The sequence below is a fragment of the Rossellomorea aquimaris genome (assembly GCF_001877785.1).
GTDB classification, from domain to species: domain Bacteria; phylum Bacillota; class Bacilli; order Bacillales; family Bacillaceae_B; genus Rossellomorea; species Rossellomorea aquimaris_A.
The window spans coordinates 1-17,806 of sequence record NZ_MINN01000078.1; the positions used below are offsets into that span (position 1 = coordinate 1).

The window sequence follows — 17,806 nt, forward strand, 5'->3', positions numbered from 1 at the left end:
ATTCGTCTGGTGATTATGGCGAAGAGGTCACACCCGTTCCCATGCCGAACACGGAAGTTAAGCTCTTCAGCGCCGATGGTAGTTGGGGGCTCTCCCCCTGTGAGAGTAGGACATCGCCAGGCAAATAGAAAAGAGCAGCTCAGAAATGGGCTGTTTTTTTGCGGTTTTATCGGTTTATATATAATTTTTGGTGAAAAAGTGGGTGGAGGACGTTCGTTATGGGCTGAAATCGCCGTGATTTTTAGGGTGGGGGCGTATATATTATCAAAAACGATGGGTTTATTATCAAAAATCCCGATATATTATCAAAAACGTCCCTTTTATTATCAAAAATCCAATTATATTATCAAAACCGTATTTCGCAGCCGGGCGGCTCCACGACTGGCGACGGTCGGCAACCGATTTTCTATCAGCCCCATCCCAATATCCAGTGATTCCCCCAACCCCATCAACACCCAAAAACTCGCCACCCATCATTTCTACAAACTTTTTTAACAAGACATACACAGACTGGGCCCTTTCTACATAAGATAAAAGTACACTTGATAATTCTGTTAGTTTAAAAGTTTTAAATACTGTATACAATTGGAGCGCTTGGGGCACAATAGATTGTATGGAGGTGGAGAACCTTATGATGAATGCAGAGCGTAAGGCGGTTGAAGAGCAGTGTATTGTGTGTCAAAGTGAGAAGTCGGTCGGAATCCATCTATACACATCATTTATTTGTACGGAATGTGAACGGGAAATGGTCCAGACGGAGACAAATGATCCGGTGTACAAATTGTTTGTCCAGCGATTGAAAAAAGTGAATACCCCTCAAATTTATTCATAACCAGGTGATAGACAGCTTGGTTATGATTTTTTTAGTTTAAGAACATAAAATATGGTACGATGAAGATTGATATTTGAGGTGAGAGAGAGGGGTAATCATGAAGGTTGATCAAGCGAGGATGCCTCTTATTGAAGCGATTGAAAGGCATCTTGAGAAAAAGCCTATCTCGTTTCATGTACCTGGTCATAAAAATGGTTTATTCATAGATGAGAAGGACAAGCAGTTTTTTTATAAAAGGGATTTGACGGAGCTGACTGGGTTGGATGATCTTCATGATCCGCAGGAATCAATAAAGGATGCTGAGGCGCTGCTCAGTGATCTGTATGGAAGCAGGAAGAGCTACTTTCTGGTGAACGGCAGTACGGCAGGGAATATTGCAGCGATACTCGCATCGTGTTCCCAGGGAGAGACTGTTTTGGTACAAAGGAATTGCCATAAGTCCGTTATGAATGGAATAAAGCTTGCGAGGGCTGCACCTGTCATAATAGAAACAGAGTGGGATGCAGAAGGAAAAATGCCGACCGGGGTCAGTATTGAGTCGGTCAGGGAGACGATGAAGGATTTCCCTGATGCCAAGGCATGTGTGCTCACGTATCCTACCTATTATGGAATGACTTTTGATTTGAAATTATTAATCGATGAACTTCACCAACACGGAGTGATCTGTATCATTGACGAAGCCCACGGTCCTCATTTTCAGCTGGGGGACCCGTTCCCTGCGTCGGCGCTTGATCTGGGAGGGGATATTGTCATTCACTCGGCACATAAAATGCTCCCTGCGATGACAATGGGATCTTTTTTACATATAGGAAGTGACCGGGTCAATGAAGGAAAGGTAAAGGAATACTTATCGATCCTGCAGTCAAGCAGTCCCTCTTACCCGATCATGGCTTCACTTGATTATGCCAGATCCTACTTAGGGACAATGACAGCAGCGGATATAAAAAGGAATATTGATGTAATCAATGAATTCATACAAGCTTTAGGTAGAATTCATGAGGGATTATCGGTGAAGCGTACAGATGACCCATTGAAGCTGTTACTTTCCATGAAGGGTAAGTCGGGATATGATCTTCAGCGGCTGTTGGAGAGAGAAGGCATCTTTTGTGAACTCGCAGATCCTTATTATGTTCTGCTGATCCTGCCATTAATGAAAGAAAGCTTTTCGTTTCCTTATAAGGAAGCAGCCGGGCGCATCCATGCTGCATTGAGTAAGGAAGAGGTTCCGCGACAAGCAGGAGACGTCCCAAAGGCAGTAAGAAAGAAACAGCATACTTACACGGAACTTGCATTAACCCACGAAGAAATGGATGATAAGGAAGAGGAGTGGGTATCATTAACCGGATCTGCGGGCGAAATCTCGGCCCGGATGATCACTCCGTATCCGCCGGGTATCCCCTTGCTGATCCCGGGTGAGAGGATTTCAGAAGAAACAATTGCAAGACTGGGACAATACATGAAGAATAAAGCAAACATACAGGGAGATCACCGTTTGGATGAAAACCGTGTATGCGTGTATCGATAGATGGAGGGTTAAGAGAAATGAGACAAGGAAGATTTATTACAGTCGAAGGCCCTGATGGTGCGGGAAAGTCTACAATACTCAATGAACTTTACAACAAGCTCGTTGAAGAAGGCCGCGACGTTGTAAAAACACGGGAGCCGGGCGGCGTGTCCATTGCTGAACAGATCAGGGAAGTCATTTTAACTAAAGAAAATACGGCGATGGACATCCGCACGGAGGCATTGCTGTATGCAGCGGCAAGGCGCCAGCATCTGGTAGAAGTCGTCATCCCTGCACTTGAAAAAGGGTCCATTGTCATCTGTGACCGGTTCATTGACAGCTCACTCGCTTACCAGGGAAAAGGACGGGGCATAGGGATGACAGAAGTGATGAACATTAATCAATTTGCGATCGAGGATAAGATGCCGGATCTTACACTTTATTTCGATATAGCCCCTGAAGAAGGCTTAAAAAGAATCGCCGGTCATGATGGCCGGGAAGTAAATCGGTTAGATCTCGAGTCCCTTGATTTCCACCAAAAGGTTTATGAGGGTTATCAATCTCTCATCGAACAACATCCAGACCGGATCAAGGTGGTGGACGCAAGCAAAAGCAAAGAAGAAGTTTTCGCATCAGCATACGACATCGTAAAAAGATTTATAGGGTAACCGTTATAAAGGCAGCTTCTATATGACAGAATGGTCAATAAGGGGCTGTTTTTTATTATAAGTGGGATGTCAGCCCAACCCATTTATTGATATAATAGAAGGAAGTATATGTCTTTGAAACGGAGGAAAGCGGCATATGAAAGTCATTATGGCTGTTGTTCAAGATAAAGATAGCAATCGTTTATCCAATGCGTTGATGGACCACAATTTTCGTTCGACAAAACTTGCAAGCACCGGGGGCTTCCTGAAATCAGGGAATACCACATTCATCATCGGAACGGAAGATATCCGCGTCGACAAAGCTCTGCAGGTGATCAAAGATAATTGCAAATCGCGCGATCAGCTTGTTGCGCCCGTTTCCCCAATGGGAGGGAACGCAGATTCGTATGTTCCTTATCCGGTAGAGGTGGAGGTCGGTGGCGCCACAGTGTTTGTTCTGCCTGTCGATCAGTTCCACCAGTTTTAGTCAAAAGGGGTTTAACATATGAAGATCAATCAGGATACCCGTGTATCTTTAGATAAACTTCACAAGGAAAGCAAGTCGGCAGGTACCAGCCAGGCTAAGTTCGGGCAGCTCGTCCAAAAACATGATCAAAAAATGCAGATGGACCAGCTCAGTAACCTTCTGGCCACGATTGAAGACGCCGGCAGCCGCCTGGCAAAGTCCCGGAATTTCAAGGATCTTGCAAAGTATAAAACGTTGGTGAAGAAATTTGTGAGAGAAGCAGTTGAATTTGGCATGGATCTTAAACAGTCCCATACATGGAATCAGTACGGCGAAGGAAGAAAGCTTAATATTGTGGAAACGATCGACAGTGAGCTTGTCGAACTGACCGAAGCTGTCATGGATAAAGAGAAGAAGTCGATCGATGTATTGGGGGAAATCGGAGAAATAAAGGGATTGCTGATCAATCTCTATATGTAAGTGAGTGGTTCAGATGAAGTTTGAAGAAATACAATCGTTTCAGCCTGTGGTTCTTCAGATGCTTCAAAACAGCATCATGAAGGACCGGGTTGCACATGCCTATTTATTCGAAGGAGAAAAAGGGACACGGAAAAGGGAAGTGGGCTTCCTGTTTGCGAAAGCCCTGCTCTGTGAAAACCGCACGGACGGAAAAGCATGCGAGGAGTGCAATAACTGCAGGCGTGTCAGCAATGGAAATCATCCGGACCTCCATCTGGTTGAGCCGGACGGTCTTTCGATAAAAAAAGAGCAGATAAAATCGCTTCAAGAAGAGTTCTCCAAAACCGGGGTCGAATCGAAAAAGAAGATTTATATCATTGTTCACAGTGATAAGATGACGGCCAATGCCGCTAACAGTCTCCTGAAATTCCTTGAGGAGCCCCTTGCGGATGCGACGGCGATCCTGATCACGGAGAATATTCATAGAATGCTGCCTACCATTCTTTCAAGGTGCCAGACCATTTCTTTCAAACCGCTTCCAAAAGAATATTTGACAAAACAGCTGCTGGACGAGGGAATGCCGACTCATATGGCGCCGCTGGCTGCTAACTTGACAAACCGATATGAGGAAGCTGTAGAAATATGTCAAAATGAGTGGTTTGCACAAGCAAGAATAATAGTGTTAAAATTATATGAAGTCCTCCAGAAAAGTCCCTTCCAGGCAATGGTGAAGATTCAAGAGGATTTTGTACAGCACTTCAAAGAAAAAGATCAAGTTGATCGAGCATTGGATCTTTTACTTCTAATATATAAAGACTTACTTCAAATCCAGTTAGGAAAAGAAGAACAGCTCGTCTACCCGGACCTAAAGGAAAAATGGAAATCAGACGCACTTCAAGTATCGACAAACCGTCTTTCTACTAGTATGACGGCGATACTTGAAGCAAAACGCAAGTTAAACGCCAATATGAATTCTCAGCTGCTGGTAGAACAGCTTATGCTAAAACTGCAGGGGTGATGGTCCTTTGTACGATGTTGTAGGAGTACGCTTTAAAAAAGCGGGAAAAATCTATTATTTCGATCCGGGCGAACTCGATATCCATAAAAATAATTATGTGATTGTTGAAACGGTCCGCGGGGTCGAATTTGGAAAAGTAGTCGTAGAAAGAAAGCAAGTCGGTGAAAATGATGTAGTGCTTCCTTTGAAAAAGGTTATCCGGATCGCGGATCAGAAGGATCGGCTGACGGTGGAAGAAAATAAAACTTCCGCCCAGGAAGCCTACGATGTATGTTGTGATAAAATCAGTCAGCATCAATTAGATATGAAATTAGTAGATGTAGAATATACATTTGATCGTAACAAAGTCATATTTTATTTTACAGCTGATGGGCGTGTTGATTTCCGGGAGCTGGTGAAAGACCTGGCTTCTATTTTCCGTACGCGGATTGAACTTCGTCAGATTGGCGTTCGTGACGAAGCTAAAATGCTCGGGGGTATCGGTCCTTGTGGCCGTATGCTTTGTTGTTCGACCTTTTTGGGAGATTTTGAACCGGTATCCATTAAAATGGCGAAAGATCAAAATCTATCTCTTAATCCTACCAAGATCTCAGGGCTTTGCGGCCGCTTGATGTGTTGTCTTAAATACGAAAATGACGAATATGAAGCAGCCAAAGCGGAATTGCCTGATATTGGCGAAGTGATTAAGACACCTCACGGGAAAGGTAAAGTGGTAGGTCTTAATATTCTTGAGCGTGTTCTTCAAGTAGATATAAAAGATGCGGAACGTGTATTGGAATTCACTTTAGATGAAATAATGAACGAAGGTGCCGTGTCATTCCAAGCCACAGAGTAACGGGGTGTAGTGTCGTGGATAAAAAAGAGTTCTTTGATTCAGTCAGCAATATGGAACAGCAGATTGGTGATCTATACAATCAACTAGGCGAGCTTAAGCAATGCCTTGCCGAAATGCTTGAGGAAAATAATGCCCTCAAGCTTGAAAACGAACATTTGCGCCGAAGACTGGAACAGACTGAGAACTCACCGAAAAAGGTTCAAACAACTGGCGATGCGGGTACGGCGAGTGAGTCGGACTTAGAAGATAAACAACTGGATATCGGGGAAGGATACGATAATCTTGCCCGGCTTTACCAGGAAGGCTTCCATATATGCAATATCCACTTTGGAAGTCCGCGCAAAGACGAGGATTGCTTGTTCTGCCTGTCTTTCTTAAATAAGAAATAAAGCATGACCTGTAATGCCTAGAATTAGATAAATGATGAAAAGGGCTGATCCATTCAGAAGGGATTGGTCCTTTTTGTTGAACAAGCGGAGGAAACACATGGTTGTATTAAAAGACGATGAAAGATTGGATTATCTGCTGGCAGAAAATATGAGGATCATTCAAAGCCCGTCGGTATTTTCCTTTTCCCTGGATGCGGTACTGCTTGCGCGCTTCAGCTATCTTCCTTTGAAAAGAGGGAAAGTGGTGGATCTATGTTCCGGAAATGGAATCATCCCGCTGCTTTTAAGCGCACGGACCAAGGTTGAAATCACCGGGGTGGAAATCCAGGAGCGTCTGCTCGATATGGCAGAAAGAAGCATTCAGTATAATGAGGTAGAGGATCAGGTTACGATGAAGCTTGGCGATGTAAAAGAAATAAACAAACTGCTGCATCATTCCCATTTTGATGTGGTGACGTGCAACCCGCCTTATTTCGAAACCGTCCCGACCTCAATGCAAAACCTGAATGAACATTATACCATTGCGCGCCATGAGGTCCTCTGCACCTTGGAGGACACGATCCAGGCTGCAAGCTACCTGCTGAAGCAAGGCGGAAAAGCTTCTTTCGTACACAGGCCGGGAAGGCTGATGGATATCCTGTCCCTGATGAGGAAGCACCGTCTTGAACCGAAGCGGATGAGGCTCGTCTATCCGAGGGAGGGAAAAGAGGCAAATACGCTTTTGATCGAAGGAATCAAAGACGGAAAACCTGATTTAAAGATACTCCCGCCTCTATTTGTCTACAATGAGAAAAACGAATATTCTCAGGAGGTTTATGAAATGCTTTATGGAAAAGAATAATCCCAGGAGGTGAAACCCATCATGAATCAGCAAAAAAGTTATCAGGAAACCGGCAAAGGCAGCCTCTATCTTGTCCCCACCCCAATCGGGAATCTTGAAGACATGACATTCAGGGCAATTCGCATCATGAAGGAAGCCGATGTCATTGCAGCAGAGGATACAAGAAATACAAAGAAGCTAAGCAACTACTTTGAAATCGATACCCCGATCATCAGTTATCATGAGCATAATAAAGAATCGAGTGGTCCAAAACTCATTGATAGAATGGAACAGGGTCAAACGGTCGCGCTGGTCAGCGACGCAGGGATGCCCTCCATTTCCGATCCGGGTTATGAACTGGTGCAGGCAGCCATAGAAAATAATCTGGCCGTCATCCCTCTGCCGGGTGCAAATGCTGCATTGACGGCATTGATTGCTTCGGGACTTGCCCCCCAGCCGTTTTATTTTTACGGCTTCCTTCATAGGGGAAAGAAAGAGAAACGTGCTGAACTCGAACAGCTCCGGTCATTGAAGAATACATTTATCCTGTATGAATCCCCTCATAGATTGAAGGAAACACTGAAGGAATTGCATTTGGCACTCGGAAATCGGCAGGTTGTCATTTGCCGTGAACTGACAAAGAAATTCGAAGAGTTCATCCGCGGTTCTTTGGATGAAGTGTTGGAGTGGGCAGAAAACGGTGAGATCAGGGGCGAATTCTGTGTAATGGTCGAAGGCAATGCCCATCAGGTAGAAGAGGAACAGGAAGAATGGTGGAACGGCTATTCGATAGAAGACCACGTTCAATATTATATAGAAGTAAAAGAAATGACTTCAAAATTGGCAATCAAAGAAGTCGCGAAGGAAAGAAATCTCCCTAAGAGGGAAGTGTATCAGGCATTCCATGTTGAGAAATAAAAAAAGGGCTGAGTACATCATGACTCAGCCCTTGTATTTATATCAATGATTAATTTTTTTGAAAAGAATCCTGGATTTCTTTGATTAATTGTTCTGCACCTTCACGGCTAAGGATTAATTTGCCGTCAGCAAGCTTGATGTTATCATCAGATACTTCACCAGTGATTTGGCAAGTCATGCTTGGCTTGTATTTCTTTAAGATGATTCTTTCGTCGTCCACGTAGATCTCAAGCGCATCCTTCTCAGCGATGCCAAGTGTACGGCGAAGTTCGATTGGAATAACGACACGACCTAATTCGTCAACTTTTCTTACAATACCTGTAGATTTCATATAATTTTCTCCTCCAAAGAATGATTTTATTTTATCTCTCTAGTTTGTTAAAGGTTCGTCAATATTCGACATTTTTCTGTATCTGGTAATATCATACCAACGATTTTATATATCGTCAATAATTTAATTTGTAAATTTTTTAAAATGGTTTCCAAAGAGAAAGTTGATATGACAAGCTTTACGAACTATTGTAAATAATTGTATTACCAATTTAATATTATTGTAATCAACAGAGATTTGTCGAAAAATCTTTTCGAATGCAATAATTCGACATTAATCGACATATTCCGTCTCTCTTTTCGACATCATTAGAGAGATGGACAGTGCAGTTGCAGAATCCCTATATTTTAGGTATATTTTGATGAGATAAGCGGTTAAGATAATAGGTAAGAATATAGAATAAAACCCACTTTATACCATTCGGTTCAACTGAAATGTTTATGTGGGCATTATTATAGAAAAAAAAGAGGAGGAAGCGAAAGTGGAAGAAAAATTGAACACCTTCTATATTACAACACCAATCTACTATCCAAGCGGTAATTTACATATTGGCCATGCCTATACGACGGTGGCCGGAGATGCGATGGCCCGTTATAAAAGAATGCGCGGATACGATGTCAGATATTTAACGGGTACTGATGAGCACGGACAAAAAATCCAGCGTAAAGCGGAAGAGCAGGGTGTAAGTCCGCAAAGCTATGTGGATGACATCGTGAGCGGCATTAAAGATTTATGGGGGAAACTTGACATTTCCTATGATGATTTCATCCGGACGACTGAAAAGCGTCATAAAGATATTGTCGAAAAAATCTTTAAGCAGCTTTTAGATCAGGGCGATATCTACCTTGATCAATACGAGGGCTGGTACTGTACGCCGTGTGAATCCTTCTTCACTGAAAGGCAGCTCGAGAATGGGAACTGCCCTGACTGCGGCCGTCCTGTTGAAAAAGTGAAGGAAGAATCCTACTTCTTCAAGATGAGCAACTATGTGGACCGTCTGCTTACTTATTATAATGAAAATCCTGAATTTATCCAGCCTGAATCACGTAAAAACGAGATGATCAACAACTTCATCAAGCCCGGTCTCGAAGACCTTGCTGTTTCGCGGACCACTTTCGATTGGGGAGTAAAGGTCCCGGGTGATCCCAAGCATGTGATTTATGTATGGATTGATGCGTTATCCAATTATATCACGTCGCTTGGCTACGGCAGTGAGAATGACAAGAACTACCTGAAGTACTGGCCTGCGGATGTTCATTTGGTCGGAAAGGAAATCGTCCGTTTCCATACCATCTATTGGCCGATTATGCTGATGGCATTGGACCTTCCGCTTCCGAAAAAGGTATTTGCCCATGGCTGGCTTCTGATGAAAGACGGCAAAATGTCGAAGTCCAAAGGAAATGTAGTCGATCCTGTCACGCTGATCGACCGTTATGGCCTCGATTCACTCCGTTACTATTTATTAAGGGAAGTTCCATTCGGCTCTGACGGGGTATTCACTCCGGAAGGGTTTGTCGAACGGATCAATTTCGATCTTGCGAATGACCTCGGTAACTTATTGAACAGAACCGTTGCCATGATTAATAAATATTTCGACGGTGTCATCCCTGCCTATGCCGGTTCCGATGGAGAGTTCGATCAGAATTTGTTGAACATCAACAAGGAAACGGTGAATAAATACGAAGAAGCAATGGAAAATATGGAGTTCTCGGTTGCTTTAGCAATTCTGTGGCAGCTCGTGAGCCGCACGAACAAGTATATTGATGAAACACAGCCTTGGGCCCTTGCAAAAGAAGAAGAAAAGAAAGCCGAATTGGGCAGTGTGATGAGCCATCTGGCAGAATCATTGAGAAGAGTGGCCGTCCTGTTACAGCCGTTCTTGACAAGAACACCGAAGAAAATCTTTGAACAGCTGAATCTTCATGATGAGAAACTTCAAACATGGGAAAGCCTGGAGGAATTCGGGGCCATCCCTGAAGGAACTGAAGTGGTGAAGAAAGGCGAGCCGATCTTCCCGCGTCTTGATCTGCAGGAAGAGGTTGACTTTATCAAAGAGAAAATGCAGGGAAGCAAGCCTGCCCAAGAAGAAAAAGCAGCTGCACCAGCACCGGAAGAGAGTGATGAAATCACCATTGATGATTTCATGAAAGTAGAGCTCAGAGTAGCCCAGGTCGTAAATGCTGAACCTGTAAAAAAAGCAGACAAACTCCTGAAAATTCAACTTGATCTCGGCTATGAAAAGAGACAAGTCGTATCAGGAATCGCGAAACACTATAAGCCGGAAGAGTTAGTCGGTAAAAAAGTCATCTGTGTAACGAACCTAAAGCCGGTTAAATTACGCGGCGAACTCTCCCAGGGAATGATCCTGGCAGGAGAAGAAAACGGTACACTATCACTCGCAACAGTGGCTGAAACACTGCCAAACGGAACGAAAGTAAAATAAATACACGAAAGGATGTTCCACGTGGAACATCCTTTCGTTATATCAACATAATTAATATCGGGATATTTCATACTATAAATAGTTATTACCGTTTTAAGATATTATACAGAAATAACAATGAGGGAAAATGGAATCAAATTATTTTAGAATTCACTTCAAAGTCTATACAATTAAAAGTCTATACAATTAACGGAGAAAGTTAATAATAAAGATGACAGACCTTATCCAGCTATTGATTGGAGTGCGAGACGAAGACTCCTGCGGGAAAAGCGAGACAGGTGAGACTTGTCCAGCTCCGGCGGCTAGAGGCTCGAGGTCATAAGTCAAGCAAGCCAAAAAGGCAAAGAGCGCCTTTCCGGCTTGCTCGCCTTATGTTTGTCGCCTCTGAGCAAGCCGCCTCCGCTTTTCTTCCCGCAGGAGCGCAGCGACGAGGAGGCTCACCGGCCGCCCGCGGAAAGCGAAGTCTCGCACGGAAATCAATAGCGTTATTTAGAAGGCCGTCAATGTAATTACTAACTTCCGGTGAAGCGTTAAAGTTAATATTTTCTCATCCATCCATAATTTGTAACCTAAATGTTACGTTACTGAGATGCTTGTTACTCTTTTTTATAATAAAATTACTTTGAATACGAGGAGTGTCATATATGTTATTTGATACACATGTTCATCTGAATGCTGAACAATTCAACGAAGATCTCGAGGAGGTCATCTCAAGAGCAAAAGAAGCAGGAGTCGGAAGGATGGTTGTCGTCGGCTTTGACCGCCCGACCATCGAAAGAGCCATGGAACTGGTGGGACAGTATGAATTTCTTTATGCCAGCATTGGCTGGCACCCTGTCGATGCAATTGATATGAAAGAGGAAGATCTTGCTTGGATCGAAGAACTTTCCTCTCATCCCAAAGTGGTCGCCATAGGGGAAATGGGCCTTGATTATCACTGGGATAAGTCACCGAAAGATATTCAAAAAGAAGTATTTAGAAAACAAATTCACTTAGCCAAAAAAGTAAAACTGCCGATCATCATACATAACAGGGAAGCGACTCAGGATATTGTCGATATCCTTAGGGAAGAAGGAGCTGAAGAGGTAGGCGGAATTATGCACTGCTTCAGCGGAAGTCCTGAGATCGCCCAGGAATGCGTAGATATGAATTTCTATATTTCCCTCGGCGGACCGGTGACGTTCAAGAACGCAAAAAAGCCGAAGGAAGTAGCGCAGGAAATTCCATTGGAGCGGCTGCTCATCGAAACGGATTGTCCGTTTCTTGCCCCTCATCCCAACAGAGGGAAACGGAATGAGCCTGCGTATGTAAAGCTAGTGGCAGAACAGATCGCAGAATTGAAAGGCATCTCCTTGGAAGAAGTAGAAACGATTACAACAGAAAATGCAAATAAATTATTCAACATAAACTGACATCGAATGCTGTCGAGAATTGAGGGAGCTTGTCCGAAAACGTAAAGAAAACAAAAAGTTCTACATGGCAATTGTCCATCATAGGATAACCATGTCGATAACTCTCTCTTTTCTTTTTCTCTTTTTCTCTGCATAATATGTCCTATGTTCCCTGATTTTCAATATTTTGCTAGATTAAGAAAAAAGAAGTAAGGGTTGACACTCTCTGGAATACTCTATATAATCACTCCGAGAAAAGGAGGCGTTTTTCATGAACATTCAAAACATGAAAAGCCTGTTTTCCAAGTCTTTGAGTCGAAGGAAATGGATCGCTGCTGCCGCAACCATCGCAGCATCGGCAGCTGTTTTCGGAATCCTTTTTTATGAAGGTTCCAAAAACACTGTGGCATTGACCTTAGACGGCGAGCAAAAAGAGATTAGAACGCATGCAAACACCATTCAAGATATATTAAAAGATTTAGAGATTTCAACCCGCTCAGAAGACTATTTGTATCCCTCGGGAACAACTAAGGTTACGAACAACATGAAAATCGTTTGGGAACCGGCAAAACAGGTAGAGGTATCGGTTGGTGATCAGAAGAAGAAGATCTGGACCAACGCAGATACGGTAAAAGAGTTACTATCGGAGAACAAGATCGAGACAGGGGAACATGATAAGGTCGAACCAGCCTTATCCAAAAAGATTTCAGGGGACATGAAGATTACCATCGAGGAAGCCTTTCCGCTCCAGCTTGTGGATGGGGGCAAAAAGCAAAAGGCATGGTCCACTTCGACTACGGTCGCTGACTTTTTAAAGCAACAGGGCATCTCACTTAATAAAACCGATCGCGTTGAACCGGGTTTAGACAAAGTCATCAAGCCAGATGACGTCGTAAACGTCGTTCGAGTTGAAAAAGTCACCGATGTAGTGGAAGAACCGACTGACTTTGCGGTCGTTTCTCGAAAAGACTCAGACCTTTCCAAAGGCAAGGAAAAAATCGTGCAGGAAGGGAAAAAGGGTCTTGTTGAAAAGAAATACGAAATCGTCAAAGAGAATGGAAAAGAAGTTTCCAGGAAGTTAGTCAGTGAAAACGTGGTAAAAGAAAGTCAGGATAAAATTGTGAGCGTCGGGACAAAAGTGCTTGTCGCACAGGTTTCGCGTGGAAGCTCGTCTTCTTCTTCAGCTTCTGAAGAGAGCGAGAGCGGCGGCAGGGAATTCTATGTTAGCTCCACGGCATACACCGCAAACTGTAACGGATGTTCAGGGCATACGGCGACAGGCATCAACCTTAAAGCCAACCCTGGCGCTAAAGTCATTGCTGTCGATCCTTCGGTTATTCCGCTTGGTTCAAAGGTATATGTTGAAGGGTATGGCTATGCAGTCGCAGCCGATACAGGCGGCGCAATCAAAGGGAACAAAATCGATGTTTTCTTCTCCTCGCAATCGGATGCATACCGCTGGGGAAGAAAAACAATCAAAGTGAAATTATTAGACTAAGGGCAGGAGTCTTTTTCTCCTGCTTTTTCTTTTTGTGTTGAACAGGGGACTGACCTTTCTGTATAAGCACTGAACGATTTCAGTTATAATAAAAATATTGGGTTCTACAGATTAGACGAACGTCACTGAAAATAAGTTTCAACTTTTTTGGAGGTTTTATGAAAATAAAAGAAATCATCGTCGTGGAAGGAAAAGACGATACGACAGCGATACAGCGTGCTGTATCAGCCGATACGATTGAAACAAACGGCTCTGCGGTTTCTGCTGTTACGATTGAAAAGATCAGGCATGCACAGGAAAAAAGGGGCGTCATCATTTTCACTGACCCCGATTATCCGGGTGAGCGCATCCGGAAGATTGTGAGTGAGGCCGTCCCGGGCTGCAAACATGCCTTTGTCCATAAAAAAGATGCCCTCCCGAAATCAGGCAGGGGGATCGGCGTAGAGCATGCTTCCCCTGAGATCATAAGGGAAGCCCTTCGGGAGGCCCATATGATAGAAGAGATAAATGAAGAAATCATCACGAAGGATGACCTGGTCACAGCCGGGCTGATTGGCAGTCCGCAGTCCAAGGACAGAAGAATGGCACTTGGTGAGAAACTTCGAATCGGATACACTAATGGTAAACAGCTTCATAAGCGCCTGATGATGTTCAATATCCAGAAGGATGAGTTCAAGCGTGCGCTAATGGAAATTATTCAGGAGGAAACTAATGCATAAAGATATCGCCACACCGCTGCGTACAAAAGAAATCATGGGGAAATACGGATTTTCTTTTAAAAAGAGCCTCGGTCAGAACTTCCTGATCGATCCCAATATCTTACGTAATATAACAGAATTTGCAGGCCTCTCTAAGGATACTGCAGCCATTGAAATCGGACCGGGCATAGGCGCCCTGACTGAACATCTGGCCAGGACGTCGGGAAAAGTGGTCGCATTTGAAATCGATCAGCGGCTGATCCCGATCCTTGGAGATACACTTTCACCGTATGACAATGTGAAAATCATCAATGAAGATGTGCTTGAGGCGGATGTAAAAGCGATCATCGACGAAGAATTCGCCGGCTACGAGGATATCATGGTGGTAGCCAATCTTCCGTACTACGTGACAACCCCTATCATCTTGAAGCTTCTGATGGAGCGCCTGCCGATCAGGGGGATCTGTGTCATGCTGCAAAAGGAAGTAGGAGCCCGTATCTCGGCAAAGCCCGGCACTAAGGAATACGGTTCGTTATCTATCGCTATTCAATACTATACGGAAGCAGAAATGGTCATGACAGTGCCAAAAACGGTATTTATGCCGCAGCCGAACGTAGACTCTGCAGTTATCCGCCTGACGAAGAGAGAAAAGCCTCCGGTCGACGTGATTGATGAGGACTTCTTCTTTACTGTGACACGCTCTTCCTTCGCCCAGCGGAGAAAAACGATCTTGAACAACCTGACCAGCCAGCTGCCTGACGGGAAAGAAAAGAAAGAGTATATTTTAGAGGCGTTATCGAACTCGGGAGTGGAACCGACACGAAGAGGTGAGACGCTTTCAATCAAGGAATTCGGTGCGTTGAGTGATGCGCTGTACCCTCATTTCAATTGATCGATAAACGAATAGCTGTCTTTTGGAATCAATTTTGATTTCAGGAGACAGCTTTTTTTGTTGTACTGGAGGTGGACCTGACCCTATTGGATGTTGAAAGGCACTGGGGATAGGGACAGTGGGGCTGCATTGATCGATGAACCGTTTGTGCATGCCCTGTGTTTTTCAGGTGAAGAGGGCACATTCCCAACACGTATCAAGGGGATTTCGCCAAGAGGCGCATTTATCGGTAGTGTGGCTCAATTATTTGGATTTTGGCACAATTATCCGGAAATAGGCACAATAAATATGCGTATATTAATATTCTTGATTTTTTTAAGCCAAGACCCTGGTCTGCTTCCATTTGTACTGGATTCGTTTAATTTTCCCGAAAGGCTGTTTAATAAAAAATTGTTGCTTTTCGTACAGCGGTTTGCGGCCTGAATTTAACTTGTGGAGGTGCTCTTTTTGAACTCCACTTCAAATAACAAAAGAACGGACAAAATATGCGAAAAGAGCCTTCCGAAAAGATGAGTTGCAGCGAAATTTTTTTCGGGTGCATGCTGAATGGATGCACTTTGATGAGAATGTAACACAATACTCCCCCAAAAAATATTTACATACACCCACAACCCGTGCCCTGCATAGGTTATCAAAGGGAGTCATTACGAATGAAAACAGGAAAGCGTAAGAGGGCGATTGGTGTGTTAGGACATCTGGTGGCATCAGCCCTTTATTTGCTTTTTCCTTTCCCGCTTAATGAATGCAAGGCCATGGGAGTGACGGATGTGAAAATCGAAATCAATGATGTCGTGGGTCGACTTTCTTATAAGTGTGATATCTTGTTCAGAGTCATCGATATCCGTCTGTTGGACGGACAGAGAACGGCCGTACTTTACGGGGAAGATTATCGATTAATAGCGGATGCTCCTTTTCATGATTTGAAGAAGATGGACCCTAGAGAGCAGGACCGGCTCATTCAAGAGTTCCGTTCGAAGGAAGAGCAGTCTTTTGATTTGTTCCGGCAGGATATTGAGCTCCTTAAGCAAAAACAAGAGTATACCATGACGAATGCTTATAGAGATGAGTTTAACTATTTCCAGGTTCCCGGTAAAGTTCTTCATCTTGATGGAGATCCCAGCTATTTACGAAAATGTCTAGATCTTTATGAAAGAATCGGTGTACCGGTAAAGGGGGTACATTGCAGCGAGACAGAGATGCCGAATGAAATCGGCCCCCTCATCGATAAATACAGACCGAATATAGTGGTGGTCACGGGTCACGATGCGTATTCCAAAGCAAAGGGGGCAAAGTCGGATATTAACGCTTACCGGCACTCTAAATATTTCGTCCAGGCGGTAAGGGAAGTGCGAAGGAAGTATCCCCACTTGGATCAGCTCGTCATTTTTGCAGGGGCCTGCCAGTCGCATTTTGAATCACTGATCCACGCAGGCGCGAATTTTGCCAGTTCGCCTTCAAGAGTCAATATCCATGCCTTGGACCCGGTTTATATCGTAGCAAAAATCTGTTACACCGGCTTTAAGGACTCCGTGAACGTTTGGGATGTCATCCGGAATACACTGACCGGGGATAAGGGACTCGGCGGAGTTGAAACGAAAGGTATGCTGCGCACCGGGATGCCCTATAAAATCGAAGAAGAGGAATAAATACCTTTCGACATAAACTGTAAACCTTGCAATTATCATCATGATTGCGGGGTTTATTTTTGTCAGGGAATATAGGCATTTAACCTCATTTTTAATGAAAATATCCTGGATGAAAATAGTTTACATAATTTCTCTATTACCAGGGAAAGGTAAAAGTGTAGAAAAAACGTATTTTTTGTTGAATAAAATATATTGACAGGTATTTAAATTTCTTGTTAAAATAATAAATTTATTTGACTTAAATTACATAATGTGTTATAATTTTTTTCAGTGAGGTGGAAGCGAAATGCCAAAAACATTAGCCGACATTAAAAGATCCCTTGATTCAAATCTCGGGAAACGTTTAATGCTTAAAGCAAACGGTGGACGTCGTAAAACAATTGAACGTTCAGGCGTTCTAGCCGAAACGTATCCTTCTGTATTTGTGGTCCAGCTTGACCAGGAAGAGAATGCGTTCGAACGAGTTTCTTACAGCTATGCAGATGTTCTCACTGAGACAGTCCAATTAACATTTTATGATGAAGCAACAGGAAATATCATCTTCAGCCAGCAGTAAACAAACGTTTGCTGCTTTTTTATTTGTCCTTTTTTATTATCTTTTGATGGACTATATGATGTGATGGAATGAATTAGCAGCGTTTTCTTGATCTGAACCGGCCCCAGCTGTTGATTGGAGTGGGAGACGAAGACTCCTGCGGGAGAAGTGACCAATGTGAGACCTGTCCAGCTACAGGGCTTAGAGGCAAATGTCATAAGTCAACTCGTCCAAGAAGGCAAAGAACGCCTTCGTGGCCGATTCGCCTTATGCCAAAGCCTCTGAGCAAAGCCCTTCCGCCTTTCTTCCCGCACGTGAAGCCGAGGAGCATTCCTGTTATAAAGTAAATTGCGTTTCTATCGAAGTTTTTGCGATGTGCATAAAAAAAGCCCCCTTGGTACGATAGAGAGTGTCATGCATGACCTCGAATTAAGTACCGAAGGGAGACTTCAATTATGGATTTTACACAAAATAAACGACTTAA

At 43.7% G+C, this 17,806-nt stretch carries 19 protein-coding genes and 1 rRNA gene; 19 read left to right on the forward strand and 1 reads right to left on the reverse strand.

Annotated elements, in window-relative coordinates; genetic code table 11:
- Positions 1-5 precede the first annotated feature (5 nt).
- From rrf to rsmI, 11 genes are all read left to right on the forward strand, one after another.
- Positions 6-122, forward strand: a 5S ribosomal RNA gene (gene rrf, locus BHE18_RS09495).
- Between the two features lie 509 nt (positions 123-631).
- Positions 632-832, forward strand: a complete 201-nt coding sequence (locus BHE18_RS09505) for a sigma factor G inhibitor Gin (protein ID WP_231937995.1) — start codon at positions 632-634, stop codon at positions 830-832.
- 97 nt (positions 833-929) lie between these two features.
- The gene (locus tag BHE18_RS09510; RefSeq protein ID WP_071618359.1) at positions 930-2,357 is read left to right on the forward strand and encodes an aminotransferase class I/II-fold pyridoxal phosphate-dependent enzyme; all 1,428 of its coding nucleotides are present in this window, start codon (positions 930-932) and stop codon (positions 2,355-2,357) included.
- 17 nt (positions 2,358-2,374) lie between these two features.
- Positions 2,375-3,004, forward strand: a complete 630-nt coding sequence (gene tmk / locus BHE18_RS09515) for a dTMP kinase (RefSeq protein WP_071618360.1) — start codon at positions 2,375-2,377, stop codon at positions 3,002-3,004.
- A 136-nt stretch (positions 3,005-3,140) separates the two neighbouring features.
- On the forward strand, positions 3,141-3,470 hold the full coding sequence (locus tag BHE18_RS09520) for a cyclic-di-AMP receptor (protein ID WP_032085232.1): 330 nt from the start codon (positions 3,141-3,143) through the stop codon (positions 3,468-3,470).
- An 18-nt stretch (positions 3,471-3,488) separates the two neighbouring features.
- Positions 3,489-3,929 carry a YaaR family protein gene (locus BHE18_RS09525; protein WP_071618361.1) on the forward strand — a complete coding sequence of 147 codons (441 nt, stop codon included), beginning with the start codon at positions 3,489-3,491 and terminating at the stop codon, positions 3,927-3,929.
- 13 nt (positions 3,930-3,942) lie between these two features.
- On the forward strand, positions 3,943-4,926 hold the full coding sequence (gene holB, locus BHE18_RS09530) for a DNA polymerase III subunit delta' (RefSeq protein WP_071618362.1): 984 nt from the start codon (positions 3,943-3,945) through the stop codon (positions 4,924-4,926).
- Positions 4,927-4,933: 7 nt separating this feature from the next.
- On the forward strand, positions 4,934-5,761 hold the full coding sequence (locus BHE18_RS09535) for a PSP1 domain-containing protein (protein ID WP_071618363.1): 828 nt from the start codon (positions 4,934-4,936) through the stop codon (positions 5,759-5,761).
- Positions 5,762-5,775: 14 nt separating this feature from the next.
- Positions 5,776-6,150 carry a DNA replication initiation control protein YabA gene (yabA, locus tag BHE18_RS09540; RefSeq protein WP_071618364.1) on the forward strand — a complete coding sequence of 125 codons (375 nt, stop codon included), beginning with the start codon at positions 5,776-5,778 and terminating at the stop codon, positions 6,148-6,150.
- A 97-nt stretch (positions 6,151-6,247) separates the two neighbouring features.
- Positions 6,248-6,991 (forward strand): tRNA1(Val) (adenine(37)-N6)-methyltransferase, encoded by a 744-nt coding sequence (locus tag BHE18_RS09545; RefSeq protein ID WP_071618365.1) that lies wholly within the window; start codon positions 6,248-6,250, stop codon positions 6,989-6,991.
- Between the two features lie 21 nt (positions 6,992-7,012).
- A complete protein-coding gene (gene rsmI, locus BHE18_RS09550) occupies positions 7,013-7,888 on the forward strand; it encodes a 16S rRNA (cytidine(1402)-2'-O)-methyltransferase (protein WP_071618366.1) in 876 nt (291 codons plus the stop codon).
- Between the two features lie 49 nt (positions 7,889-7,937).
- Here the strand turns inward: rsmI and BHE18_RS09555 are convergent, their stop codons facing one another.
- Positions 7,938-8,219, reverse strand: coding sequence for an AbrB/MazE/SpoVT family DNA-binding domain-containing protein (locus BHE18_RS09555; protein WP_032085225.1), 282 nt, complete (start codon positions 8,217-8,219; stop codon positions 7,938-7,940).
- Positions 8,220-8,700: 481 nt separating this feature from the next.
- Here BHE18_RS09555 and metG point away from each other — a divergent pair, with 481 nt between their 5' ends.
- The 8 genes from metG (at position 8,701) to veg (ending at position 17,343) form a co-directional block, all read left to right on the forward strand.
- Positions 8,701-10,662: a methionine--tRNA ligase gene (metG, locus tag BHE18_RS09560; RefSeq protein WP_071618367.1), complete on the forward strand. Its 1,962-nt coding sequence runs from the start codon at positions 8,701-8,703 to the stop codon at positions 10,660-10,662.
- A 644-nt stretch (positions 10,663-11,306) separates the two neighbouring features.
- The gene (locus BHE18_RS09565; protein ID WP_071618368.1) at positions 11,307-12,074 is read left to right on the forward strand and encodes a TatD family hydrolase; all 768 of its coding nucleotides are present in this window, start codon (positions 11,307-11,309) and stop codon (positions 12,072-12,074) included.
- 250 nt (positions 12,075-12,324) lie between these two features.
- Positions 12,325-13,551, forward strand: a complete 1,227-nt coding sequence (locus BHE18_RS09570; protein WP_235860290.1) for a G5 and 3D domain-containing protein — start codon at positions 12,325-12,327, stop codon at positions 13,549-13,551.
- A 158-nt stretch (positions 13,552-13,709) separates the two neighbouring features.
- Complete coding sequence (gene rnmV, locus BHE18_RS09575; RefSeq protein WP_071618369.1) at positions 13,710-14,270, forward strand: ribonuclease M5; 561 nt, start codon at positions 13,710-13,712, stop codon at positions 14,268-14,270.
- A complete protein-coding gene (gene rsmA / locus BHE18_RS09580; RefSeq protein WP_071618370.1) occupies positions 14,263-15,141 on the forward strand; it encodes a 16S rRNA (adenine(1518)-N(6)/adenine(1519)-N(6))-dimethyltransferase RsmA in 879 nt (292 codons plus the stop codon). The genes rnmV and rsmA overlap by 8 nt, the downstream gene beginning before the upstream one ends.
- A 129-nt stretch (positions 15,142-15,270) precedes the next feature.
- Entirely contained in the window at positions 15,271-15,564 is a 294-nt protein-coding gene (locus BHE18_RS09585) for a hypothetical protein (RefSeq protein ID WP_141771848.1), read from the forward strand.
- Positions 15,565-15,908: 344 nt separating this feature from the next.
- Positions 15,909-16,787, forward strand: a complete 879-nt coding sequence (yabG, locus tag BHE18_RS09590; RefSeq protein WP_171910689.1) for a sporulation peptidase YabG — start codon at positions 15,909-15,911, stop codon at positions 16,785-16,787.
- A 286-nt stretch (positions 16,788-17,073) separates the two neighbouring features.
- Complete coding sequence (gene veg / locus BHE18_RS09595; RefSeq protein WP_032085220.1) at positions 17,074-17,343, forward strand: biofilm formation stimulator Veg; 270 nt, start codon at positions 17,074-17,076, stop codon at positions 17,341-17,343.
- Positions 17,344-17,806: the final 463 nt, after the last annotated feature.

Bases quoted from the DNA above. Each gene is read 5' to 3' on its own strand.
- rsmA (WP_071618370.1), top strand. From the start codon at position 14,263: ATGCATAAAGATATCGCCACACCGCTGCGTACAAAAGAAATCATGGGG.
- BHE18_RS09510 (WP_071618359.1), top strand. From the start codon at position 930: ATGAAGGTTGATCAAGCGAGGATGCCTCTTATTGAAGCGATTGAAAGG.
- holB (WP_071618362.1), top strand. From the start codon at position 3,943: ATGAAGTTTGAAGAAATACAATCGTTTCAGCCTGTGGTTCTTCAGATG.
- BHE18_RS09520 (WP_032085232.1), top strand. From the start codon at position 3,141: ATGAAAGTCATTATGGCTGTTGTTCAAGATAAAGATAGCAATCGTTTA.
- BHE18_RS09525 (WP_071618361.1), top strand. From the start codon at position 3,489: ATGAAGATCAATCAGGATACCCGTGTATCTTTAGATAAACTTCACAAG.
- rsmI (WP_071618366.1), top strand. From the start codon at position 7,013: ATGAATCAGCAAAAAAGTTATCAGGAAACCGGCAAAGGCAGCCTCTAT.
- tmk (WP_071618360.1), top strand. From the start codon at position 2,375: ATGAGACAAGGAAGATTTATTACAGTCGAAGGCCCTGATGGTGCGGGA.
- rnmV (WP_071618369.1), top strand. From the start codon at position 13,710: ATGAAAATAAAAGAAATCATCGTCGTGGAAGGAAAAGACGATACGACA.
- BHE18_RS09570 (WP_235860290.1), top strand. From the start codon at position 12,325: ATGAACATTCAAAACATGAAAAGCCTGTTTTCCAAGTCTTTGAGTCGA.
- BHE18_RS09565 (WP_071618368.1), top strand. From the start codon at position 11,307: ATGTTATTTGATACACATGTTCATCTGAATGCTGAACAATTCAACGAA.
- BHE18_RS09555 (WP_032085225.1), bottom strand. From the start codon at position 8,219: ATGAAATCTACAGGTATTGTAAGAAAAGTTGACGAATTAGGTCGTGTC.
- veg (WP_032085220.1), top strand. From the start codon at position 17,074: ATGCCAAAAACATTAGCCGACATTAAAAGATCCCTTGATTCAAATCTC.
- BHE18_RS09545 (WP_071618365.1), top strand. From the start codon at position 6,248: ATGGTTGTATTAAAAGACGATGAAAGATTGGATTATCTGCTGGCAGAA.
- BHE18_RS09505 (WP_231937995.1), top strand. From the start codon at position 632: ATGATGAATGCAGAGCGTAAGGCGGTTGAAGAGCAGTGTATTGTGTGT.